Below are 21,624 nucleotides of genomic sequence, written 5' to 3'. Positions count from 1 at the left end.
AGGGCCGGCGGACCTGCGCTGGCGCGCCGTGCCCTGATTCTTAGATTGAGGACACTAAGCGAGCTGCGCCAGCACGGCCTGCAGCATCGCTGCACCGAGCAGCGCGCTGCGCGCGCCGTTCCAGCCGGTCACGGCATCGGGCAGGTCGGCGTTGTCCTTGAACGGCATCTCCAGCGTCAGCGACAGGCAGCCGAAGGTGTGGCCGATGTACTTCGACGCCAGCTTCAGCGCATCGGCGTTGTACTTGCCGGCCGCATAGCCGTGCACGTCCTGGAAATCCGGCGAGGCCCGCTTGAACTCGGCGATGAAGCGGGCCTGCGCCTCGCGTTGTGCCTCGGTGAAGCTGGGCAGCATTTCACTGCCGGCAACGAAGTTGTAGGGCAGTGCCTCGTCGCCGTGGATGTCGAAGAACATATCGCAGCCGCCCGCCTCGATCGCGCGCAGCACGTGGTAGACCTCGGGACTGGTCTGCAGGCTGGGCGCCATCCACTCGCGATTGAGGTTGGCGCCGGCCGCATTGGTGCGCAGGTTGCCGTGTGCGGCGCCGTCCGGGTTCATATTAGGCACGATGTGGAAGACGGCGCGCGCCAGCAACTGCCGCGCCACCGGATCGCCGGCCCACTGCCCGGTGCCGGTCAGCCGCTGCAGCACGCCCTCGCAGAACCACTCGGCCATGGTCTCGCCCGGATGCTGGCGCGCGATCATCCAGATGGTCTTCTTGCCCGGCCCCGGCTCACCCACCGTGACCAGGGTCATGTCGCGCCCCTCGACGGTGCTGCCCAGGTGGCGCAGGCGGGCCAGCGGCGAGCGCTGGCAGGTCGCCACCAGGGCCAGGTGGCGCTCCTCGGGATAAGGCTCGAAGTAGGCCAGCCACACGCTGTCATGCTGCGGCGTGAACTCGATGACCAGTTCGCCGCCCTGGTAGCGCGTGGGTACGCGGAACCAGCTCGTGCGGTCGTAGGAGGCGACCGCGCGGTAGCCGCGCCAGCCCTCCGGATAGGTGCAGTCGTCCGCATTCAGCAGGCGCAGCGTGCAGGCCTGCCCGGCCGCGCCCTGCAGGCGGAAGTGGAACCACTGGCGGAAGTCGGCGTGCGAATCGGCGCGGATGCGCAGGCGGATGTCGTCGGCGCTGGCCACCGACTCGATCTCGATGGCACCGGAATCGAAGCGGGAGGAAACGTGCAGGGTGGAAGTCATGGCTGTCCTTGCGCTGGCATGCGGGCAATGCGGCCGGCCCTGGCCGTGGTTCAGTCTTCGAGGCGGCGGCGGAAGACCCAGCGGGCATCGTCCGAGGCGGCCGCGTCGAAGGCGTAGCCGTCTTCGGCGAAGCTCCTCAGCTTACCGGCCTCGGTCACGCGCCTTGTCACCGCGAAGCGCGCCATGGTGCCGCGCGCGCGCTTGGCGTGGAACGAGATGATCTTGTAACGGCCACCCTTCCAGTCTTCGAACACCGGCGTGATGATGCGCGCGTCGAGCACCTTGGGCCGCACCGACTTGAAGTACTCCTCGGAGGCCAGGTTCACCAGCACCTGCGGGCCTTCATGCTTGAGCGCACGCATGTCGGCGTTCAGCATCTGCGTGATGTCGTCGCCCCAGAAAGCATAGAGGTCCTTGCCGGCGGCATTGTCCAGGCGCGTGCCCATCTCGAGGCGGTAGGGCTGCATCCAGTCCAGCGGGCGCAGCAGGCCGTACAGCCCCGAGAGGATGCGCACGTGCTTCTGCGCGAAGGCGAGGTCGTCGGCGTCCAGGCCCGGCGCATCCAGTCCATCGTAGACATCGCCGTTGAAGGCCAGCGCCGCCTGCTTGCTGTTGGCGGCGGTGAACTCCGGCGACCACTCGGCGTAGCGCGTGGCATTGAGCACGGCCAGCTTGTCGGAGATATCCATCAGCGCGCCGATGTCCTGCGGGGCCAGCTTGCGCAGGCGCTCGATCAACTGCGCCGAACGGTCGATGAAGCGCGGCAGCGTGTGGGTCTTCACGCGCGCCGGAGTGTCGTAGTCGAGGGATTTGGCAGGAGACAGGACGATGAGCATGGCAAAATCGCGGCTGGCGGCTCACCGTGGAGCCGGCCCGAACACAAAGTCCCGATTGTAACGAATGCCAAGCGACCCCACCGCCGCCCCGGCCAGCCCGGCAACGCGCCCGACCGCACCCCGCGTGGTGCTCGATTCGAATATCTGGGTCGACCTGCTGGTCTTCCGCGACCCGCGCGTCGAACCCATCCGCCAGGCGCTGGAAAGCGGCGCCATCGCCACCGTGATCCGCGCCGACTGCCGCGAGGAGCTGCGCCGCGTGCTGCACTATCCGCAGTTCGCCCGCTTCGCCATCGACCATGCCGCCGCGCTGGCCGTGGTCGACGGCTTCGCCACGCTGCTGCCGCCACCGGACGAAGCCGCCGCCGGCGCGGTGCGCCTGCCGAAATGCAAGGACGGCGACGACCAGAAGTTCATCGAACTGGCCCATTTCTCCGGCGCCGCCTGCCTGGTGTCGAAGGACAAGGCGGTGCTGAAGCTGGCCGGCCGCCTGCGCCGCAGCAGCCAGGTCCAGGTGCTGGCTCCCGCGGCCTTTCCGGCCTGGCTGGCCGGCCGGGACGGCGCGCCCACGCCCGGCTAGCCCACTGCGTCAGGCAGGCCGAACCCGCTAGAATGGCGGGTCAACGCGCCCCGCCGGGCCGCCCCAGGCGGCCACCGCTGCCATCCACCTTCCGACCCGCGCCACCATGTCCGCCGACCCTAGCCTGATCCCGACGCCGCTGCCTCCGCTGGCCCCGCCGCCCTCCCGACTGCCGCACGTGGGCACCACCATCTTCACGGTGATGTCGGCGCTGGCCGCCGAGAAGAACGCCGTCAACCTGGGCCAGGGCTTCCCCGATTTCGACTGCGACCCGCGCATCGTCGAGGCGGTCTCCGCGGCCATGCGGGCCGGCTGGAACCAGTACCCCCCGATGGCCGGCCTGCCGGCCCTGCGCCAGGCCATCGCCGCCAAGATCGGCAAGCTGTACGGCCACGCCTACGACTGGGACAGCGAGATCACGGTGACCGCCGGCGCCACCCAGGCCCTGCTGACGGCCATCCTGTGCGCCGTCCATCCGGGCGACGAGGTGATCGTGCTGGAGCCCTGCTACGACAGCTACCTGCCGTCCATCGAGCTGGCCGGCGGCAAGGCGGTGCCGGTGGCGCTGCAGGCGCCGGACTTCGCCATCCCGTTCGACCGGCTGGCCGCCGCCATCACGCCGCGCACGCGCATGATCCTGATCAACACGCCGCACAATCCCACCGGCACGATCTGGCGTGCGCAGGACATGGAACGGCTGGCCGGGCTGCTGGCCGGCACCGACATCCTGCTGCTGTCCGACGAAGTCTATGAACACATGGTCTACGACGGCCAGGCGCACCAGTCGGTGGCGCGCCATCCGGAACTGGCGCGGCGCAGCTTCGTCGTCTCCAGCTTCGGCAAGACCTACCACGTGACCGGCTGGAAGGTCGGCTACGTAGCCGCGCCGCGGGCGCTGATGGCGGAGTTCCGCAAGGTGCACCAGTTCAACGTGTTCACCGTCAACACGCCGATGCAGCAGGGCCTGGCCACCTACATGGCCGACCCGGCACCCTACCTGGAACTGCCCGCCTTCTACCAGGCCAAGCGCGACTATTTCCGCGCCGGGCTGGCCGGCACGCGCTTCAAGCTGCTGCCGTCCGACGGCACCTATTTCCAGTGCGTCGACTACTCGGCCATCTCCGACCTGGGCGAGGCGGACTTCGCCATGTGGCTGACGCGCGAGATCGGCGTGGCCGCCATCCCGGTCTCGGCCTTCTACTCGCAGCCGCGCGAATCGGGCGTGGTGCGCTTCTGCTTCGCCAAGAAGGAAGAAACGCTGGCGCTGGCCCTGGAACGCCTGCAGCGGCTCTGAACGCCGGACCGTGCGGGCGCGCGGCGCTCAGTCGTCCCGCGTCAGCACTTCCAGCAGCTCGATCTCGAAGACCAGGTTCGAGTTCGGCCGGATATGCGCGCCGACCTGGCGCTCGCCGTAGGCCAGGTGCGCCGGCACGGACAGGCGGCGCTTGCCGCCCACCTTCATGCCCATCAGTCCCAGGTCCCAGCCCTTGATGACACGGCCGGTGCCGATCACGCACTGGAAGGGACGCCCACGCTCGTAGGACGAATCGAAGACCGTGCCGTCCTCCAGGGTGCCGCGGTAATGGGTGGTGATCAAGGCGCCCTTGACCACGGCCTTGCCGTCGCCTGGCTGCAGGTCTTCGATCTGGAGTTCGGTGGTCATGGCGCGGGGTCCTCGTCTCGATGCCGGTGCGGCGCTGCGGAAAAGGGGCGTAGTGTAACGCCGGCAGGACGGGCGCGGTGCGGGTGGCGGTGCACCTTCGTACCGGCCGGCGCCGGCTGGCCGCGGTGGCATGAATCACACCATCAGCTTCGTTTCCGTGCTCGCGTGCTGGACCACACCGTTGGCTTCGTTCGGGCGTGGCGCCTTGCTATCCCACCCCTCTCCCCGGCCCTCTCCCCTGAGGAGAGGGAGAACACCTGTTGGTTCCCCCGAGCGGCTTGGGTGCATCCTGGTGGCTTCGTCCAGCGCCACGGCGTTGCGCCGCCCTGCTTCAGATCCCCAGTTGCCGCGCCGCCAGGTCCTTCATGATCTCCTCCGCGCCGCCACCGATCATCATCACCTTGACCTCACGGTAGATGCGTTCGCTGCGGGTGCCGCGCATGAAACCCATGCCGCCCAGGATCTGCACCGCCTGGTCGGCGCAGAACTGCATGGCGCGCGTGGCCTCGACCTTGGCCATGCAGGTCAGCGCCACCAGGCGGGCCGGATCGCCGGCCTGGTGCTGCAGGCGCCAGGCCAGGTCGTAGACCAGGTTGCGCGCCGCTTCCACGCGCAGGGCCATGTCGACCAGCTTGTGGCGGATCACCTGGCGCTGCGACAGCGGCTCGCCGAAGGTGCGCCGCTCGCGCGCCCAGGCCAGCGCCTCTTCCAGGCAGCAGGCGGCGTAGCCGTAGGCCAGCGCGCTCATGCTGAGCCGCTCGGCGTTGAAATTGCGCATGATCAGCGCGAAGCCGCGGTTCTCCTCGCCGACCAGGTTGGCCGCCGGCACGCGGCAGTGATCGAAGTGCAGGTGGGCCGTATCGGAGGCCAGCCAGCCCATCTTGCGCAGCGCGGTGCGCGTCAGGCCCGGCGTGTCGCCGTCGACCAGCAGCAGCGAGACCCCGCCCGCGCCCTTGCTGGCGGGGTCGGTACGCACCGCCACGGTGAGGAAGTCGGCGCGCACGCCCGAGGTGATGAAGGTCTTCTCGCCGTTGACGACGTAATGGTCGCCATCGCGCACGGCGGTGGTGCGCAGGCTCGCCACGTCGGAGCCGCCACCCGGCTCGGTGATGGCCAGCGCGGCGATCTTCTCGCCGGCGATCACCGCCGGCAGCACGCGCGCCTTGAGCGCGGCGCCGCCGGCCGCCGCCACCGGCGGCATGCCGATCGAGTGCGAGAACAGCGAAGCCTGCACGCCGCCGGAGCCGGCGCGCGCGAACTCCTCGGCCAGTACCAGGTGATGGAAGATGTCGCAGGGCGTGCCGCCGTAGGCCTCGTCGTAGCCCAGGCCCAGCAGGCCCAGTTGTGCGGCGCGCCCGTACAGCTCGCGCGGGAAGGTGCCGGCCTCGTCCCAATCGTTGACGTGCGGCGCGATCTCGTGGGTGACGAACTGGCGCAGCGCATGGCGGAAGGCCTCGTGCTCGGGAGTGAAGTAGTGCGGCGGCGGGGGCAGGTCGATCAGGTCCATCGGCGGTCTCGTCGGCGGGTTCAGGTTCAGGGGGTTCAGGGGAAGCGGGAACAGCGGTGAAAGGATGCGATGCACCTTAAGGCCGGCCCGCCGGCCTGTCTTGCGCCAACTGGTCGCCCCCGCCGCCCCCCTCCCTCCTCCCCGCCACCACAGCCAGTAGCCGCAAGCCGTCACCGCCGCCGGCCGCTAACCTTGCCGCACGTGCCGGGACGCTGCGCGCGCCCCGGGCTTCGCGCAACCGAGCAGGAGGAACCACACCATGGAAGCAGTTTCCGCGCCGGGCACCATCGGCGCCGCGCTGGCGCAGGCGCGCCGGCAATGGCCGGCACAGGACGCCTATCTCTGCCGCGGGCGGCACTGGAGCTTCGCAGCGACCGCGGACGGCGCGGACCGGGTCGCCGAGGGCCTGCTGGAACTGGGCCTGGCACGCGGCGACCGCATCGGCGTGATCGGGCTCAACCACGTCGAGTGGCTGCTGCTGTTCTATGCCGCCGCGCGCATCGGCGTGGCGGTGGTCGGGCTGAGCGTGCGCTACCGCGACAACGAGATCGCCCACATGATCGCCGATGCCGGCGTGCAGGCCGTCTTCACCGTCGCCGAGCTGGACGGCTTCGATTACCTCGCCATGCTGGCACGCCTCGCGCCGGCGCTGCCGAGCCTGCGCCAGGTGGTGGTGCTCGATGCCCCGGATGCCGGACAGGCCGCGCCGCCCGCCGCGGCGACGGCGCCGCAGGCCCCGCTCACGCTGTCCGCGCTGGCCCGCAGCGCGCCGCAGCCGGGACGGCTGGCGCGCGCCGCCGCCGCCGTCCACGCCGATGACCTGGCCATGGTGATCTACACCTCGGGCACCACCGGCAAACCCAAGGGCGCCGGCCTCACCCACCGCTCCCTGCTGGCCGCCGCCGGCGCGCAGGCCGCGCATGTGCGCACCGTGCCGGGCGACCACCTGCAGCTGGCGCTGCCGCTGAACCACGTCGGCGGCATCACCTGCGGCGTGCTGAACTTCCTGCTGGGCGGCGGCACGCTGGAACTGGTGCCGGTGTTCAAGGCCGAGCTGGTGCTGGAGATGATGCGGCGCCATCCGCCCACGCTGTTCTCGGGCGTGCCGACCATGGCCACGCTGCTGCTCAGCCACCCTGCCTCGGCCGGCGTCGACCTGAGCCGCGTGCGGCTGGTGGTGGTGGGCGGCTCGACCGTGGACGGCGCCCTGCTCGAACAATTGCAGCGGCGCATGCCGCAGGCCACGGTGATGAACCTGTACGGCCTGTCGGAGTGTTCCGGCGCCATCGTGATGACGCCGTGGCAGGCCGCCGAAGCGGATGTGCTGCAGTCGATCGGACAGGTCTTCCGCGGCAGCGAAGTGCGCGTGCTGACGCCGCAAGGCGAGCCGGCCGCGGCCGGCGAAGTCGGCGAACTCTGCTTCCGCGGCCCCGGCGTGGCGCCCGGCTATATCGGCGCCGCCGCCGGCGCGGCCGGCTTCGACACCGGCGGCTGGCTGCGCAGTGGCGACCTCGGCTGCCAGGACGCGCGCGGCTACCTGTTCCTCAAGGGCCGCATGAAGGACATGTACATCCAGGGCGGCTTCAACGTCTATCCGGCCGAGGTCGAAGGTGTCATCGCGCGCCATCCGGAGGTCCTGATGGTGGCCGGCATCGGCGTGCCCGACCCCGTGCTCGGCGAGGTGGGCCGCTACTACATCGTCGCGCGGCCCGGCAGCGCGCTGCGCGCAGAAGACGTGCGCGCCTTCTGCGGCGAACACCTGGCCGACTACAAGGTGCCGCGCCAGGTGGTGCTGCGCGCCGAGCTGCCGATGACGCCGGCCGGCAAGATCCACAAGGCGGCGTTGCGCGAGGAAGGCGCCTGAAGCACGCGCTGCCCGTCGCCGGCGGCCGACGGCGCAGTCAGGAAGGCCGTCCCGGTGCGGCCGCCACCGTGCCGATCAGTTCGAGCCGGCGCGAGCCGGCGAAGATATCGCTGGGCTTGAGACCGTAGATCTGCCGGATCGAGTGGCTGAAGTGGGTGGAGTCGGGATAGCCGATATCGAGTGCGACCTCGGCCAGGTTGGAGTCCTGCGTGACATAGTGCAGCATGCTGCGGGCCCGCTTCCAGGTGCGGAAGCTGCGGAACGGCACCCCCACCTCCTGCTTGAACAGGTGCAGGAAGCGCGAGAAGGACAGGTGCACGGCCGCCGCGCAGGCTTCCGCCGTCAGCGGCGCCGAGGGCGACTCGGCGATGCGGCGCACCACCATCTCGATGCGCGCGTCGAGCGGGCGCGGCGCCAGCGCGCCGCCGAAGAAGAGATGGTCGAAGCTGTCCGCCTGCAGGTCCAGGTCGCGGCCGCGCGCGGCCAGGTAGGCATGGGCCTGCTTGACGTGGCGCACGAACTCGGGCGCCTCCACCGCACCCACGCCATCGCGCAGGAAGGCCGGCAGGCGCGCCATGTCCAGGCTTTCCGGCTCCAGGCCGATATCGGTGATCATGCGGCCGTCGCAGGCGATCCAGTGCGGCACGTAGGCCGGCACCACGGCCAGGTCCGTGGTCTGCCACGGGCCGTCGCCGAGGCGGATGCGCAGGGGCTCGCGCACCGCCACGTAGATGGTGAGCCCGCCCATATTGCGGACCGAGGGCGTGCCGAGCAGCCCCGCATAGAACAGCCGGCTGCGCGTCAGCCACATGACCCGGCCGGCGGGGCCGATCAGACGGTCGGCAGACAGGCGCCGGACCGCGTCCACGTCGATTCGCATGCGTCGTCTCCTGTGCGCGGCCGCGCGCGGCGCCAGCGGGAATGCGGCGCGGGCGGGCCGCTTTCTATGCAGCCGGGGCGCCCGCGCTGACGGGGCGCCGCTGCGACCGGCCTCCCGCGCGGGAGGCCGTGGCTGCCGCGTCCGGCGGAGCCGGATCGGGCGGAGGGCTGCGCTGACAATGTAGCGGAGCCGGCCCGCCATGTCTTGTGTCAGCTGGCTGAATAGGCCGCATCCGCCACTTTCCTGGGCTATCGAAAACCCTCCCCCGCCCGGCAAGCCGGCGCCATGGCGGGGGCGAGGCGGTGATCGACGCCGCCGGCGTCAGGCGGCGCCGCCCTCGTAGTGCGCCTGGTAGCGCTGGCGCAGCTCGAACTTCTGGATCTTGCCGGTCGACGTCATGGGCAGCAGGTCCAGCACCACGATGTCCTTCGGCACCTCGAAGCCACCCAGGTGGGCGCGGCAGTGCGCATCCAGCTCGCCCGGCTCCACCGCCGCGCCCGGCTTGAGGGTGACGAAGGCGGTGACCGCCTCGCCCCAGCGCTGGTGCGACAGGCCCACGGCCGCCGCGTTGGCCACCGCGCCATGGCGCAGCAGCACCTCCTCCACCTTGATCGAGGGCACGTTCTCCCCGCCGCTCTTGATCATGTCCTTGATGCGGTCCAGGAACAGCAGCTGGCCGTCCTCGTCCATCTGCCCCAGGTCACCGGTGTGGTGCCAGCCGAAGCGCTGCGCCCGCCGGGTGGCCTCGGCATCCTTGTAGTAGCCCAGCATCACGTTGGGGCCGCGGAAGACGATCTCGCCGGTCTCGCCCGGGCCCAGCAGCCGGCCCTCGTCATCCATCACGGCGACCTCGTTGGCCACCGTGCCGACGCCCCAGTACGGGCCGAAGCGCCGGCGCTGCTCCTCCGGTTCGAAGATGGTCGCCGCCGGGTACATCTCGGTCTGCCCGGAGCACAGTGCGAAATCCGGGCAGAACGCCTGCTGCAGCTTCAGCAGCAGCGTCTTGGGCAGCGGCGCCATGCCGTAGATGCACATGCGCACACTGGACAGGTCGGTGGCGGGAAAGGCGGGGTGCTCGAGCATGGCGCGGTACATCATCGGCAGCGCCACCACCACGCTGACCCGGTGGCGCGCGATGGCCGCCAGCACCTGGCCCGCGTCGAAGCCGCGCGTGACCACCACCGTGTGGCCGCCCAGCAGCGCGCTCATGGTACTGCCGTGCTGGGCGCAGTGGAAGACCGGCAGCAGGCAGGTGTAGACGTCGGTGCCGGGGCGTCCGCCGATGTCGAGCAGGTTGGGCGCCAGCACCGAATGTACCGAGGCATGCGAGTGCATCACGCCCTTCTGCGGTCCGGTGGTGCCGCTGGTGTACATGATCTGGGCCAGCTGCCCGCTGGCGATATCCACCGCCGGCAGGGTCTCCGGCTGCCCGTTCAGCGTGGCGGCGAAGGGCTGCGCGCCGGGCGGCGGCGCCGGCTCGCCGGGCTGCTGCAGCGCCACCACCGGGATGCCGAGCGCCGGCGCCAGTTCGCCGATGCCGGCCCGTGCCAGCACGCTGGTATCCGCCACCAGGCGCGCCACCTCGGCATGCTCCAGGATGTAGCGCACCGCGTCCGGCGCCAGCCCGGTATTGATCGGCACCCATACCAGCCCCGCCTTCTGGATGCCGAGCAGGGCGACGATCATCTCGATGGAGTTGTTGCACAGCATGCCGATGCGCTCGCCGTTGCGCAGGCCCTGCGCCAGCAGGTAGTGGGCGAAGCGGTTGGTGGCAGCATCCAGCTCGGCGTAGCTGAGGCGGCGCTCGCCTTCGATCAGCGCGGTGCGCGCGCCGAAGCGGCGCGCCGAGCGGTGGATCACGTCGCCGAGCGCGATGCGGCCGATCCGTTCGCGGGCGGCGGCCAGGGAAGAGGCAAGGTCGTTGAGGGTCATGGCATGGCCTATCGGTTGGCAGGGTGCGGGTCGCCGACCCGCTGCGTTCATTTCTCGGTCGAGACCTGCTTGGGCAGCTCCAGGTAGTCGCTCTCGTTCACCCACTTGTCGCCGGCGACGCGGGTGATGCGGATCCGGGCATTGCTCAGCCGGCTGGCCTTGCTGACGGCGAAGGCCGGATTGCCGAGCGCGTCGGCCGGCAGCGGGCTGGCTTCCATGGCCGCGTTGAAGCTTTCCGGGGTCAGGTTGCGGCCGGTCTTGTCGGCGATCAGCGCGAAGGTGGTCATGGCGTAGTAGCTGAACATCGAGTACAGGCCCGGGTCTTCGTTGAAGCGCTTCTTGTAGGCGGCCACCCAGCGTGCCACCGCGGGATTCGGGTCATCGCCATAGGGCAGCGTGATGAAGGCCGAGCCGTAGACGCCGTCCAGGGCCTTGCCGCCGAGCAGCGGCACCTGCTGCGAGTAATTGGCGCCGGTACCGACGAAGACCGGGTTGAAGCCGATCTTGCGCGCCTCGCCGACCGAAGCCACGTACTCGCGCAGTGTCGACACGTTCAGCACCAGGTCGCAGTTGGCAGCCTTGAGCTTGGCCATCTGCGAGGAGAAATCGGTGGCGCCGCGCTTGTACGAGACCTTCTCGACGAAGTCCATCTTCTTCGTCTTCAGGTAGTCCTGCGCGCCCTCCAGCGTCTCGCGGCCGTAGTCGTCGTCCTGGTAGAGCACGCCGATGCGCTGGTAGGGCTTCTGCTTGAGGAACCAGTCCATGGTGATGGCCGCGCTGCGGTAGTAGGACGGTGCCAGTGCCACCTTGTAGGGGCTGGGCGGGTCGTACATCTCGCGCACCGCGCTCTGCGGCATGAAGTTGAAGACCTTGTTCTGGATCAGGAAGGGCAGCGTGGCCATGTTGGGCGCGGTGCCGAGCTGCCCGACGATGGCGAACACGCCGTCCTGCGTCACCAGCTTCTGCGCCGCCAGCACCGCGCGCCGCGGCTCGTAGCCGCTGTCCTCCACCAGCACGCGCACCTTGCGGCCGTGGATGCCGCCGCGCGCATTGATCTCCTCGGCCGCCAGCGTGGCGCCGTTGCGCGACTCCTTGCCATAGTTGGCGATCGGGCCGGACAGGTCGGTGATCAGGCCGAGCCGGATCTCGCTGTCGCTGACGCCGCGCGACTGCGCGCCGGCGGCGGAACTCAACAGCAGGGCCGCGGCGGCCAGTGCGGTCTTCCATTGCATGGTTGTCTCCTTCGGTTGGCTTGCTTGTCGTGGTGGCCCCGGCAGGCGCCGCGCTCAGTGCTTCGGCGGCGTGCCGTCCTGCCCGTCGCCGGGCGGCCACGGCCCGGCCGCGGACGCGCTGCCCGCGCCCGCCATGCTCCAGTCGGAAAGCCTGCCGCCATGCCGCGCCAGCGAGGCCAGCAGCGGCGACACGTCCCAGTAGTCGAAAGCGTTGCCGCGCTCGCGGCCATAGCGCTCCAGCCCGGCCACGATGCGCGCCAGCCCCACGCGGTCGGCCAGCCAGACCGGGCCGCCGAGGTAGTCGGGGAAGCCGTAGCCGGCGGTCCAGACCATGTCGATGTCGCCAGGCCGGCTCGCCACGCCCTCCTCCAGCAGCCGCGCGGCCTCGTTGACCAGCGGATAGAACAGCCGCTCGGCGATCTCGCGCTCGCCGATGCCGGCGCGCTGCGCCACGCCGGTCTCGCGCGCCAGCGCGCGGCAGATCGCCTCCACCGCCGCATCGGGCCGTGGCGTGCGCTCGCCCGGCGCATAGCGGTAAAGGCCCGCGCCCGACTTCTGTCCGTGGCGGCCCAGCGCGTAGAGACGGCGCACCACGGCGCGGTAGGCGGGGTCGGGTGGCAGGCCGCCCGCCTTGCCGTACTCGATGACGGCGCGCGCGGCCACATCCACTCCCGCCAGGTCGAGCGCGCGGCAGGGCCCCATCGCCATGCCGTGCGCCTGCGCCACGGCGTCGATGCGCTGCGGGCTGACACCCTCCTGCAGCAGGAACTCGGTCTCGCGCAGATAGGCCTCGGCCATGCGGTTGCCGATGAAGCCGTAGCACACACCCGACACCACCGGCACCTTGCCCAGCCGGCGCGCCAGCGCCAGCGCCGTGGCCAGCACCTCGGGCGCGGTGCGCTCCGCCCGCACCACCTCCAGCAGCCGCATCGCGCCGGCCGGGCTGAACAAGTGCATGCCCAGCACGTCGGCAGGACGCCCGCTGGCATCGGCCAGCACCTCGACGTCGAGCGTGGCGGTATGCGAGGCCAGGATGGCGCCGGGGCGGCACACCCGGCCCAGCCGGGCGAAGACCTGCTGCTTCAACGCCATGTCCTCGTAGACCGCCTCCACCACCAGGTCGCAGCCGGCCAGCGCGGCCAGGTCCAGCGCTCCCTCCAGCCGCGCGATGCCGGCCTCGGCCTGGGCCAGGCTCAGGCGGCCGCGCGCGGCCGCGTGCCGGGCCGCCGCCTGCGTGCACGCCAGGCCGGCCGCCAGCGCCGCGCCATCCGCTTCCACCAGCACCACGCGCAGGCCGACGCCGGCCAGCGCGGCGGCGATCGCGCTGCCCATCGCCCCGCCGCCGACCACGCCCACCGCCTGCAGCGGGCGCGGCGGCAGGCCGGCGGGCAGGCCCGGCACCTGCGCGGCGCGCCGCTCGGCGAAGAACAGATGGCGCAGCGCACGCGAAGGCTGGGACACGACGCACGCGCGCAGCAGCTCCGCCTCCACCGCCTCGCCCTGCGCGAACGGCAGCGTGGCCGCCGCCTCCACCGCGCGCACGATGGCCGCGCGCGCCGGATAGCGGGCGAAGCTGGCCGCCTCGCGCGCCCGCACCGCGGCGAAGAAGCCGGCCGGCAGCCCCGCCAGCGCGACCGGCCGCTCGCTCAAGCGGCGCGGCGGCGCGCCGCGCGCCATCAGTGTGCGCAGGTAATCCAGCCCCGCCGCCAGCGCCTGCGCGGCGGCATCGGCTCGCCCTGCCGCCACCGGCGCGGCCGCGGCCACCGCGTCGACGATGCCCGCGGCGCGCGCCGCTTCCGCGCCGATCATGCGGCCACTCAACATCAATTCCAGCGCCAGCTCCGCCCCGCAGGCGCGCGGCAGCCGCTGCGAACCCAGCGAGCCGGGCAGCAGGCCGAGGCGCACCTCGGGCAGGCCGACGCGCGTGTCCGCCAGCGCGATGCGGTAGTGGCAGGCCAGTGCCAGTTCCAGGCCGCCGCCCAGCGCGGTGCCGTGCAGGGCGGCCAGCACCAGGCGCCGGCTGCCTTCGAGCCGCGCCAGGATGCGATTGAAAGGCGCGGCATCGAAGTCCGGCGCGTCGAAGGCAGCGATGTCGCCGCCGGCGACGAAGGTGCGCCCGGCGCAGTGGACCAGCAGCGCGTCCAGGCCGCCGTCGCCCTCGAAGGCCGCCACGGCCTCATCGAGCGCCGCCACCACTGCCGGCGACAACGCGTTGACCGGGGCGTGGTCGATGCACAGCAGGCCGATGCCGCCCCGCCGCGACAGCGTCACGCCCGGCCCCGCCCGGCCGCTCGCCGCCGGCGGCACGGCCGGCCCCACCGACACCCTGCTCTCCATTGCCCGCCTCCCTCCCGCCGTCCGCGCCGCCCGAGCCATGCGCGCCGCCCGCTCAGGCAACCTTGGCCTCGTACATCGATTCGATCATCTCGCCGTACTTCTGGTTGACCAGCTTGCGCTTGAGCTTCATGGTCGGCGTCAGTTCCTCGTCCTCTGCGCTCAGCCGGGTCTCGATCAGGCGGAAGGCCTTGATCTGCTCGACGCGCGCGAACTGGCCGTTGACGCGCGCCACCTCCTGCGCGATCAGGCCGACCACCTCGGCACTGCGGCACAGCGAGCGGTAGTCGGAGAACTGCACGCCGTGCTCCTGCGCCCAGCGCTCGACGTTGTCGTGGTCGATCATCACCAGGCAGGTCAGGAAGGGCCGGCGGTCGCCGATCACCACGGCGTCCGTCACGTAGGGGCTGAACTTGAGCTGGTTCTCCCACTCCGACGGCGTGACGTTCTTGCCGCCGGCGGTGATGATCAGGTCCTTCATGCGATCGGTGATGTAGAAGTAGCCCTGCTCGTCCACCCGCCCCACGTCGCCGGTGCGCAGCCAGCCGTCGACGATGGTCTCGGCGGTCTTCTCCGGCAGGTTCAGGTAGCCGAGGAAGACCTGGGGACCGCGCACCAGCAGCTCGCCCTCTTCCGACACCCGCACCTCGGTGTGCGGCAGCGCCACGCCGATGCTGCCCGGCCGCATGCGCCCGGGCGGGTTGCAGGTGGCCGCCCCGGTGATCTCGGTCATGCCCCACAACTCGTGAACGACGATGCCCAGCGCCATGAACCAGCGGATCAGGTCGGGCGAGATCGGCGCCGCGCCGGTGACGGCCATGCGGGTGCGGTCGAGGCCCATCATGCACCGCACATTGCCCAGCACCAGCGCATCGGCCAGCCAGGCCGCCGCGCGCGTGCGCGCCGGCAGCGCCCGTCCGGCCTCGATACAGGCCGCGCGCGCCTGCCCGGCGCGCAGGGCCAGCGCGTAGGCGCGCCGCTGCAGCGGCGTGGCCTCGCGCAAGGCGATCACCACCGAGGAATAGAGCTTCTCCCACACGCGCGGCACCGCCATGAAGACGTCGGGCTGGATCTCGCGCAGGTTGTCGAACACCGTGTCCGGGCTCTCGGCGAAGTTCATCACGGCACCCAGCAGGATCGCGTGGTACTCGCCGAAGATGCGCTCGGCCACGTGGCACAGCGGCAGGAAGCACATGCGCTCGCCGAGCGGCGCGGCCGGCAGGAAGTCGCGCAGGGTCAGGCAGCTGCGCAGGATGTTGCGATGCGACAGCATCGCGCCCTTGGGACGGCCGGTGGTACCCGAGGTATAGACCAGCACCGCCACGTCGTCCGGCCCGGCCGCCCCCAGCCGTTCCTCCACCAGGCCGGGCTGCGCCGCGCGCAGCGCCCGCCCCTGCGCCAGCAGCGCGTCGAAGGCGAGGATGGCGGGATCGTCCAGCGCCGCCAGCCCTTCCATGTCGTAGACCACCACCTTGCGCACGCGCGGCAGGCGCGCGCGCACCTCCAGGTACTTGTCGAGCTGCTCCTCGTTCTCGACGAAGAGGAAGGCGGTGCCCGAGTCGGCGCACAGGTACTCGACCTGGGCCGGCGCGTCGGTCGGATAGATGCCGCTGACCACCGCGCCCGCGCTCTGCGCGCCGAGGTCGGTCCAGACCCATTCGCGCTGGGTGTTGGACAGCACCGAGACCACCTCGCCCGGGCGCAGCCCGAGCGCCGCCAGCCCGGCGGCCACGTCGGCGACGATCTCGCCGACCTCGCGCCAGCCATAGGCACGCCATACGCCGAAATCCTTCTGCCGCATCATCACCGCGTCGCCGCGCACGCGCACCGCGTGCCAGAACAGGCGCGGCACGGTATCGAAGGCCCGCTCGGACAGCGGCTCGCCGCGGGACCCGCTGCCGGGCCGGTACTGGTGGGACTCGCTCTGCATCGTCAGCCGTCTCCTTGCGCGCCGCTCAGCGCCAGGTCTTGCGCCGTTTCCAGCGCCGTTCGCCGCGCACGCCGGCGTCCTTCATGCCCAGGTAGAACTCCTTGATATCGTCCTTCTCGCGCAGCGCGGCGCAGCTGTCCTCGGCCACGATGCGGCCGGTCTCCAGCACGTAGCCGTAGTCGGCCACGTTCAGCGCCATGTTGGCGTTCTGCTCGACCAGCAGGATGGTGGTGCCGCGCTCGCGGTTGATGCGCACCACGATCTCGAAGATCTCGCGCGTCAGCTTGGGCGACAGGCCCAGGCTGGGTTCGTCGAGCAGCACCAGCTCGGGCGCCCCCATCAGCGCGCGCGAGATCGCCAGCATCTGCTGCTGGCCGCCGGACAGCAGGCCGGCATGCTGGCCGGCACGCTCGCGCAGGATGGGGAAGTAGCCGTACACCGTTTCCAGGTCGCGCGCCACGCCGTCGCGGTCGTGCCGCGTGTAGGCCCCCATCATCAGGTTGTCGCGCACCGACAGCAGCGGGAATACCTCGCGACCCTCCGGCACGTGGCACAGCCCGCGCCGCACGATGCGCGCCGGATCGTGCCCGGTGATGTCCTCGCCGCGGAAGCGGACGGACCCGCAGGTGGGGTCGAGCACGCCCGAAATGGTCTTGAGAATGGTGCTCTTGCCGGCGCCGTTGGCGCCCAGCACGGTGGCGATGCTGCCGCGCCGCACCGCCAGGCTGACGCCGCGGATGGCCTTGACCGGGCCGTAGGCGCTCTCCAGGTTGGCCAGCGCGAGCAGTGCCGCGCCATGGTCCGGCGCGGTGGCGAAGGCATGGATCCCGGCCACGGTGCTCATGCCGCCCTCCGCAACGAAGCCACGTCGTCGATCGCGCCGAGATAGGCCTCGGCCACGCCGGGATGCGCCTGCACTTCGCGCGGCGTGCCCTGCGCCAGCACGCGCCCCTGGTTGATCGCCAGCACGCGGTCGGACACGCGCGAGACCAGGCTCATGTCGTGCTCCACCATCAGCACCGTCACGCCGAGCTCGCTGCGGATATCGCGGATCCACCACGACATGTCCTCGGTCTCCTCGACATTGAGGCCGGACGAGGGCTCGTCGAGCAGCAGCAGGCGCGGCCCCGTGCACAACGCGCGCGCCAGCTCGACCACCTTGCGCACACCGTAGGGCAGGCCCGCCACCAGCGCGTCGCGGTGCGGCTGCAGGCGCAGCAGGTCCATCACTTCCTCGGCCTTGCGCCGCGCGGCGAGTTCGCCGCGCCGCGCCGACGGGGTGTGCAGCAGGTCGGCCCAGAAGCCGGTGCGGCGGTGGACATGGAAGCCGATCAGCAGGTTCTGCAGCACCGAGGCATGCTCGAACAGCTCGATGTTCTGGAAGGTGCGGGCGATGCCCAGCGCGGCGATCGCGTGCGCGGGCAGTGCCGTCAGCTCGCGCCCCTGCCAGCGGATGCTGCCGCCGCTCGGCGCCACCAGCCGGCTGATCAGGTTGAACACGGTGGTCTTGCCAGCGCCGTTGGGGCCGATCAGCGTCAGCACTTCGCCGGCCGCTACGTCGAAACTGACGTGGTCCACCGCCAGCACGCCGCCGAAGCGCACCGACAGGTCGCGCACCGACAGCAGGCCGGTATCGCCGCCGGGTCCGCCTGCCGCATCGAATCCTTTCGAAGTCATCGCCGCCCTCCTTCAGCGCAGCCGCTCGGATTTCTGGAAGGCCTTCTGGCGCCGGAACATGCCCTGGCGGTAGAAGGGGAACAACTCCAGGTAGGTGCGGATCTTGAGCCAGCGCCCGTACAGGCCCATCGGCTCGAACAGCACGAAGCCCATCAGCACCACGCCGTAGACCACCGCCTGCAGGCCGCTGGCCTGGCCGATCGCCGGCGGCAGCCAGTCCTTGGCCAGCGCGATGCCCTGCGGCATCATGATCAGGAACAGCGCGCCGAAGAAGGCACCGTGCACCGAGCCCAGCCCGCCCACCACCACCAGCAGCAGCAGGTCGATCGACTGGCCGATGCCGAACTGCTCCGGCGAGATGAAGTTCAGCAGGTGCGCATAGAGCCCGCCGGCAATGCCGACGATGGCCGCCGACAAGGCGAAGGCCAGCGTCTTGTAGCGCGCCAGCTGGATGCCCATGCTCTGCGCCGAGATCTCCGAATCGCGCACCGCGATGAAGGCACGCCCGGTCGGGCTGCGCAACAGGTTGAGCAGGCCCAGCGTGACCAGCACGCAGACCGCCAGCGCGAGGTAGTAGAAGCCGGCCGGGCCGGCTACGCTCACGCCGGCCAGCGTCGGCGGCTGCACCGGCATGCCGGCATTGCCTCCGGTCACGCTCTCCCAGCGCGCCAGCACCTCCTCCACGATGAAGCCGAACGCCAGCGTGGCGATGGCCAGGTAGATGCCGCGCACGCGCAGCGCCGGCAGCCCCACCACCACGCCGGCCAGGCCGGACAGCAGCGCCGCCGCGGCCAGCGCCAGCGGGAAGGGCCAGCCGTGCGCCACCAGCCAGGCCTGGGCATAGGCGCCGATGCCGAGAAAGGCCGCGTGGCCGATCGAGATCAGGCCGGCATAGCCCGCCAGCAGCATCAGCCCGAGGCCGGCGATGGCATAGACCAGCACGAAGCCGAGCTGGGTCACCCAGTAGGCACTGGCCCAGGCCGGCGCCAGCAGGGCCAGCACCAGCAACAGGCCATACCAGAGCCCCTGGCGCGGCCGCGCCGCCAGGCGCAGGTCCTGGCGGTAGTCCGTCTTCAGCAGGAACCGCATCGTCCCTCCTCCGTCGATGAACTTCGATGACTTCCGATGACTTCCGATGACTTTGAAGACCGCCGGGCGCCGTGCCCGGCGGCTAGACCCGCTTGCGCTCGTTGCCGCCGAACAGGCCGTTGGGCCGGATCGCCAGCATCAGCAGCACCACCACGTAGGCGGCCACGTCCTTGAACCCCTCCGGCAGGTAGAAGCCGGCGAAGGACTCCACCAGGCCGATCACCAGCCCGCCCACCACGGCCCCCGGCAGGCTGCCGAAGCCCCCCACCACCGCGGCCGGAAAGGCCTTGAGGCCGAGCAGCCCCATATTGGCGTGGACGAAGGTGATCGGCGCCAGCAGCAGCCCGGCCAGCGCCGCCACCGCCGCCGACAGCCCCCACACCAGGCCGTTCAGCCGGCGCACCGGGATGCCCATGTAGTAGGCGGCGAGCTGGTTCTGCGAACTGGCCTGCATGGCGATTCCCGCCTTGCTGAAGCGGAAGCCCGCATAGAGCAGGGCGCACAGCAGCGCGGTGGCGCCGATCACCGCCACCTGCTCGGCGCTCAGCACCAGGCCGCCCGCCGCGATCACCTTGCCGGCGTACGGCACCGCCAGCGCATGCGTCTCGGCGCCGAAACCCGGCACCATGGTGACCGCGCCGCGCATCACGTAGCCCATGCCGATGGTCAGCATCACCACGGTGAACTGCGGCTGGCCGAGGATGGGCCGCACCGCCAGCCGCTCCACCAGCGCGCCGAAGCCCGCCATGCCCGCCACCGCCAGCAGCGCCGCCGCCCAGAACGGCAGGCCCAGCGCCGTCAGCAGCAGCGCGGCGAAGGCGCCCAGCATCATGAACTCGCCCTGGGCGAAGTTCACCGTCTCGGTCGCCTTGTAGATCATCACGAAGCCGAGGGCGATCAGCGCGTAGATGCAGCCCAGCGCGATACCCGAGAGAGTCAGTTGCAGCCACGCCAAGCCCGTCTCCCCATGCGGCACCAGGCCGCCCGCCGCGCCGCCTGCGCCGGCCGCGCCGAAGCGCCCGGCCGGTGGCGGTCACGCGGCCACCTTAGCGAATTTCGCCGGGAGGCTCTTGTGTCTAGTGGCTATGGGAGGCCGGGCCGGGGGTTATCCGGGATGGGGTTTCTACCAGCGCGGGCTTCGTTCTGGCGATGGCGTGCGGGGTCACGCGGTTGGCTTCGTTTCTGTGCTTGCGGGCTGGATCACACCGTTGGCTTCGTCTCTGCGCTTGCGCGCTGCACCACACCGTTGGCTTCGCTTGAGCGTGGCGCCTTGCTAAACCACCCCTCTCCCCCGCCCTCTCCCCGTGCGGGGAGAGGGAGCCAAGACCTCGTGCTTGGCGCTTGGTGTTGGCGCATCTCGTTTCGGCTTCGTTCGGCGTGAAGGGCTTCGCACCATGCAGCCCCGCCGTCCGCCCGCGCCCCTAGCGCCGCCGCAGCACCACCGCCAGTTCGAACGCGCCGCCCGGATGCCGCACCGCCGCATAGGGCGGCTTCGGCCAGTCCCAGCGCTCCGATGGGAACAGCGCCCGCATGCCGTTGATATCGCAGTGGTAGGGAGGCCCTTCGACCCGCCCTTCGTCGGCACCGGGCCGGCGCGCCTGCATGAACATGGCCAGCAGCAGCCCGCCCGGCTTCAGCCAGGCATGCAGCTGCTCGCCGTAGCGCACCCAGTGGTCCGGATGCAAGGCGCACAGGCAGGTCTGCTCATAGATGGCCTCGACCGGCGCGCCCGGCGACCAGGCCAGCACGTCGGCCTGCTCCAGGCGTGCCGACAGGCCCTGTGCCTGCAGCCGCGCCCGCGTGCGCTCGAGCGCCGCGGGTGTGTAGTCGATACCGGTCACGCGCAGGCCCGCCGCGGCCAGCTCGGCGACGTCCCAGCCGCTGCCGCAGCCGGGCACCAGCACCTCGGTGCCCCGTGCCAGGGTGCCATCGGCGATCCAGGCCTGCAATTGCGGGCCGGGCGCGCCGCGGTCCCAGGGCGTCTGCCCGCTGTCGAACTTGTCTTGCCAGAAATCGATGGAAGGTCCAGCCATTGTCATAGGTCTCCGTGTCTGGCTGGCGGCGCGCCTCCGGCGATTGCCGGCGATCCGCGGCCGGCGCTCAGCGTCCGGTCCAGACCGGCTTGCGCTTCTCGTTGAACGCCGCCATGCCCTCTCTTGCATCCTCGGTCATGGCAAGCAGCGCGATCTGGCTCTCGGTGTAGGCGATGCCTTCGTCGAAGGACATCGCCGCCATGGCCCGCATGGCGTACTTGCCGCGCCGGATCGCGGTCGGCGACTTGTCGACCAGGCGCGCCACCAGCCAGTCGATTTTACCGTCCAGCGCGCCGGCCGGCGCCACATGATTGAGCAGGCCTGCCGCCTGGGCCTCGGCGGCGCCGAAAGGCTCGCCGCCGATGCACCATTCGCGCACCAGGCGCGGCGGTGCCAGTCCCTGCAGCAGGCTCAGCACCTGCATCGGGAAGACGCCGACCTTGACCTCGGGCAGGCCGAACACGGCGCGCTCGTCGGCCACCGCCATGTCGGTCATGCACAGCAGCCCCATGCCGCCGGCCATGCAGGCGCCGTTGACGCGGGCGATGGTGGGCAGCGTGGCCTGCTGCGCTTCGCGCAGCATGTCGGCATAGTCGAGATTGGGCCGCGCCAGGTCGAAGGCGAAGCCCTTGCCGGGCTGCAGGTCGGCACCGGCGCAGAAGGCCTTGTCGCCGGCCCCGGTCAGCACGATGGCGCGCACGCCGGGATCGGCATGCGCGCGGCGATAGCCGTCGCGGATGCCGGCGATGACGTCGGCGTTCAGCGCATTGCGCTTGTCGGGCCGGTTGATGGTGATCCAGAAGGCGTGGCCGCGCTTCTCGTGCAGCACGATGTCGTGGTCGCTCATGGCAGCGGTTCTCCTGCGAGGAA

18 protein-coding genes are annotated in these 21,624 nt (G+C 71.1%); 3 read left to right on the top strand and 15 right to left on the bottom strand.

Annotated elements, in window-relative coordinates; genetic code table 11:
- Window positions 1-54: 54 nt before the first annotated feature.
- On the bottom strand, window positions 55-1,197 hold the full coding sequence (locus BKK80_RS07710) for a M14 family metallopeptidase (RefSeq protein WP_071012038.1): 1,143 nt from the start codon (window positions 1,195-1,197) through the stop codon (window positions 55-57).
- A gap of 50 nt (window positions 1,198-1,247) precedes the next feature.
- Complete coding sequence (yaaA, locus tag BKK80_RS07705; protein WP_071012036.1) at window positions 1,248-2,033, bottom strand: peroxide stress protein YaaA; 786 nt, start codon at window positions 2,031-2,033, stop codon at window positions 1,248-1,250.
- Between the two features lie 64 nt (window positions 2,034-2,097).
- Here yaaA and BKK80_RS07700 point away from each other — a divergent pair, with 64 nt between their 5' ends.
- Window positions 2,098-2,613 (top strand): putative toxin-antitoxin system toxin component, PIN family, encoded by a 516-nt coding sequence (locus BKK80_RS07700; RefSeq protein WP_071037217.1) that lies wholly within the window; start codon window positions 2,098-2,100, stop codon window positions 2,611-2,613.
- A gap of 106 nt (window positions 2,614-2,719) precedes the next feature.
- A complete protein-coding gene (locus BKK80_RS07695; RefSeq protein WP_071012033.1) occupies window positions 2,720-3,907 on the top strand; it encodes a pyridoxal phosphate-dependent aminotransferase in 1,188 nt (395 codons plus the stop codon).
- Between the two features lie 27 nt (window positions 3,908-3,934).
- Here BKK80_RS07695 and BKK80_RS07690 read toward each other — a convergent pair whose 3' ends face one another.
- The gene (locus BKK80_RS07690) at window positions 3,935-4,276 is read right to left on the bottom strand and encodes an FKBP-type peptidyl-prolyl cis-trans isomerase (protein WP_071012032.1); all 342 of its coding nucleotides are present in this window, start codon (window positions 4,274-4,276) and stop codon (window positions 3,935-3,937) included.
- A 331-nt stretch (window positions 4,277-4,607) separates the two neighbouring features.
- Window positions 4,608-5,783, bottom strand: coding sequence for an acyl-CoA dehydrogenase family protein (locus BKK80_RS07685; RefSeq protein WP_071012030.1), 1,176 nt, complete (start codon window positions 5,781-5,783; stop codon window positions 4,608-4,610).
- 259 nt (window positions 5,784-6,042) lie between these two features.
- Here BKK80_RS07685 and BKK80_RS07680 point away from each other — a divergent pair, with 259 nt between their 5' ends.
- Window positions 6,043-7,647, top strand: coding sequence for a class I adenylate-forming enzyme family protein (locus tag BKK80_RS07680; RefSeq protein ID WP_071068812.1), 1,605 nt, complete (start codon window positions 6,043-6,045; stop codon window positions 7,645-7,647).
- 37 nt (window positions 7,648-7,684) lie between these two features.
- On the opposite strand, the gene BKK80_RS07675 is transcribed toward BKK80_RS07680, so the two are convergent.
- The 11 genes from BKK80_RS07675 to BKK80_RS07625 all read right to left on the bottom strand — a co-directional run bounded on the left by BKK80_RS07675 (window position 7,685) and on the right by BKK80_RS07625 (window position 21,601).
- Window positions 7,685-8,527, bottom strand: a complete 843-nt coding sequence (locus BKK80_RS07675) for a helix-turn-helix transcriptional regulator (protein ID WP_236903730.1) — start codon at window positions 8,525-8,527, stop codon at window positions 7,685-7,687.
- A 321-nt stretch (window positions 8,528-8,848) separates the two neighbouring features.
- Window positions 8,849-10,459 carry a class I adenylate-forming enzyme family protein gene (locus BKK80_RS07670; protein WP_071068811.1) on the bottom strand — a complete coding sequence of 537 codons (1,611 nt, stop codon included), beginning with the start codon at window positions 10,457-10,459 and terminating at the stop codon, window positions 8,849-8,851.
- Between the two features lie 47 nt (window positions 10,460-10,506).
- Entirely contained in the window at window positions 10,507-11,691 is a 1,185-nt protein-coding gene (locus tag BKK80_RS07665) for an ABC transporter substrate-binding protein (protein WP_071012025.1), read from the bottom strand.
- Between the two features lie 54 nt (window positions 11,692-11,745).
- Window positions 11,746-14,028, bottom strand: a complete 2,283-nt coding sequence (locus BKK80_RS07660) for a 3-hydroxyacyl-CoA dehydrogenase NAD-binding domain-containing protein (RefSeq protein WP_084545511.1) — start codon at window positions 14,026-14,028, stop codon at window positions 11,746-11,748.
- A gap of 52 nt (window positions 14,029-14,080) precedes the next feature.
- Window positions 14,081-15,955: an AMP-dependent synthetase/ligase gene (locus BKK80_RS07655; RefSeq protein ID WP_071068809.1), complete on the bottom strand. Its 1,875-nt coding sequence runs from the start codon at window positions 15,953-15,955 to the stop codon at window positions 14,081-14,083.
- Between the two features lie 25 nt (window positions 15,956-15,980).
- On the bottom strand, window positions 15,981-16,799 hold the full coding sequence (locus tag BKK80_RS07650) for an ABC transporter ATP-binding protein (protein WP_071012020.1): 819 nt from the start codon (window positions 16,797-16,799) through the stop codon (window positions 15,981-15,983).
- The gene (locus tag BKK80_RS07645) at window positions 16,796-17,632 is read right to left on the bottom strand and encodes an ABC transporter ATP-binding protein (RefSeq protein ID WP_071068808.1); all 837 of its coding nucleotides are present in this window, start codon (window positions 17,630-17,632) and stop codon (window positions 16,796-16,798) included. Before BKK80_RS07645 ends, BKK80_RS07650 begins: the two co-directional genes overlap by 4 nt.
- Window positions 17,633-17,644: 12 nt before the next feature.
- Window positions 17,645-18,721, bottom strand: a complete 1,077-nt coding sequence (locus BKK80_RS07640; protein WP_071012017.1) for a branched-chain amino acid ABC transporter permease — start codon at window positions 18,719-18,721, stop codon at window positions 17,645-17,647.
- Window positions 18,722-18,803: 82 nt separating this feature from the next.
- Complete coding sequence (locus tag BKK80_RS07635) at window positions 18,804-19,676, bottom strand: branched-chain amino acid ABC transporter permease (RefSeq protein WP_071012016.1); 873 nt, start codon at window positions 19,674-19,676, stop codon at window positions 18,804-18,806.
- A gap of 466 nt (window positions 19,677-20,142) precedes the next feature.
- On the bottom strand, window positions 20,143-20,754 hold the full coding sequence (locus BKK80_RS07630; protein WP_071012014.1) for a methyltransferase domain-containing protein: 612 nt from the start codon (window positions 20,752-20,754) through the stop codon (window positions 20,143-20,145).
- A gap of 67 nt (window positions 20,755-20,821) precedes the next feature.
- The gene (locus BKK80_RS07625) at window positions 20,822-21,601 is read right to left on the bottom strand and encodes an enoyl-CoA hydratase/isomerase family protein (protein WP_071012012.1); all 780 of its coding nucleotides are present in this window, start codon (window positions 21,599-21,601) and stop codon (window positions 20,822-20,824) included.
- Window positions 21,602-21,624: the final 23 nt, after the last annotated feature.

Origin of the sequence: Cupriavidus malaysiensis (assembly GCF_001854325.1) — a bacterium.
Taxonomy (GTDB): domain Bacteria; phylum Pseudomonadota; class Gammaproteobacteria; order Burkholderiales; family Burkholderiaceae; genus Cupriavidus; species Cupriavidus malaysiensis.
This window is presented reverse-complemented; position numbering and strand designations above follow the sequence as displayed.

Excerpts from the sequence above, each read along its gene's own strand:
- BKK80_RS07680 (WP_071068812.1), top strand. The coding sequence starts at position 6,043 with ATGGAAGCAGTTTCCGCGCCGGGCACCATCGGCGCCGCGCTGGCGCAG.
- BKK80_RS07710 (WP_071012038.1), bottom strand. The coding sequence starts at position 1,197 with ATGACTTCCACCCTGCACGTTTCCTCCCGCTTCGATTCCGGTGCCATC.
- BKK80_RS07700 (WP_071037217.1), top strand. The coding sequence starts at position 2,098 with ATGCCAAGCGACCCCACCGCCGCCCCGGCCAGCCCGGCAACGCGCCCG.
- BKK80_RS07645 (WP_071068808.1), bottom strand. The coding sequence starts at position 17,632 with ATGACTTCGAAAGGATTCGATGCGGCAGGCGGACCCGGCGGCGATACC.
- BKK80_RS07650 (WP_071012020.1), bottom strand. The coding sequence starts at position 16,799 with ATGAGCACCGTGGCCGGGATCCATGCCTTCGCCACCGCGCCGGACCAT.
- BKK80_RS07640 (WP_071012017.1), bottom strand. The coding sequence starts at position 18,721 with ATGCGGTTCCTGCTGAAGACGGACTACCGCCAGGACCTGCGCCTGGCG.
- BKK80_RS07630 (WP_071012014.1), bottom strand. The coding sequence starts at position 20,754 with ATGGCTGGACCTTCCATCGATTTCTGGCAAGACAAGTTCGACAGCGGG.
- yaaA (WP_071012036.1), bottom strand. The coding sequence starts at position 2,033 with ATGCTCATCGTCCTGTCTCCTGCCAAATCCCTCGACTACGACACTCCG.
- BKK80_RS07660 (WP_084545511.1), bottom strand. The coding sequence starts at position 14,028 with ATGGAGAGCAGGGTGTCGGTGGGGCCGGCCGTGCCGCCGGCGGCGAGC.
- BKK80_RS07685 (WP_071012030.1), bottom strand. The coding sequence starts at position 5,783 with ATGGACCTGATCGACCTGCCCCCGCCGCCGCACTACTTCACTCCCGAG.
- BKK80_RS07675 (WP_236903730.1), bottom strand. The coding sequence starts at position 8,527 with ATGCGAATCGACGTGGACGCGGTCCGGCGCCTGTCTGCCGACCGTCTG.
- BKK80_RS07690 (WP_071012032.1), bottom strand. The coding sequence starts at position 4,276 with ATGACCACCGAACTCCAGATCGAAGACCTGCAGCCAGGCGACGGCAAG.
- BKK80_RS07670 (WP_071068811.1), bottom strand. The coding sequence starts at position 10,459 with ATGACCCTCAACGACCTTGCCTCTTCCCTGGCCGCCGCCCGCGAACGG.
- BKK80_RS07695 (WP_071012033.1), top strand. The coding sequence starts at position 2,720 with ATGTCCGCCGACCCTAGCCTGATCCCGACGCCGCTGCCTCCGCTGGCC.
- BKK80_RS07655 (WP_071068809.1), bottom strand. The coding sequence starts at position 15,955 with ATGCAGAGCGAGTCCCACCAGTACCGGCCCGGCAGCGGGTCCCGCGGC.
- BKK80_RS07665 (WP_071012025.1), bottom strand. The coding sequence starts at position 11,691 with ATGCAATGGAAGACCGCACTGGCCGCCGCGGCCCTGCTGTTGAGTTCC.
- BKK80_RS07625 (WP_071012012.1), bottom strand. The coding sequence starts at position 21,601 with ATGAGCGACCACGACATCGTGCTGCACGAGAAGCGCGGCCACGCCTTC.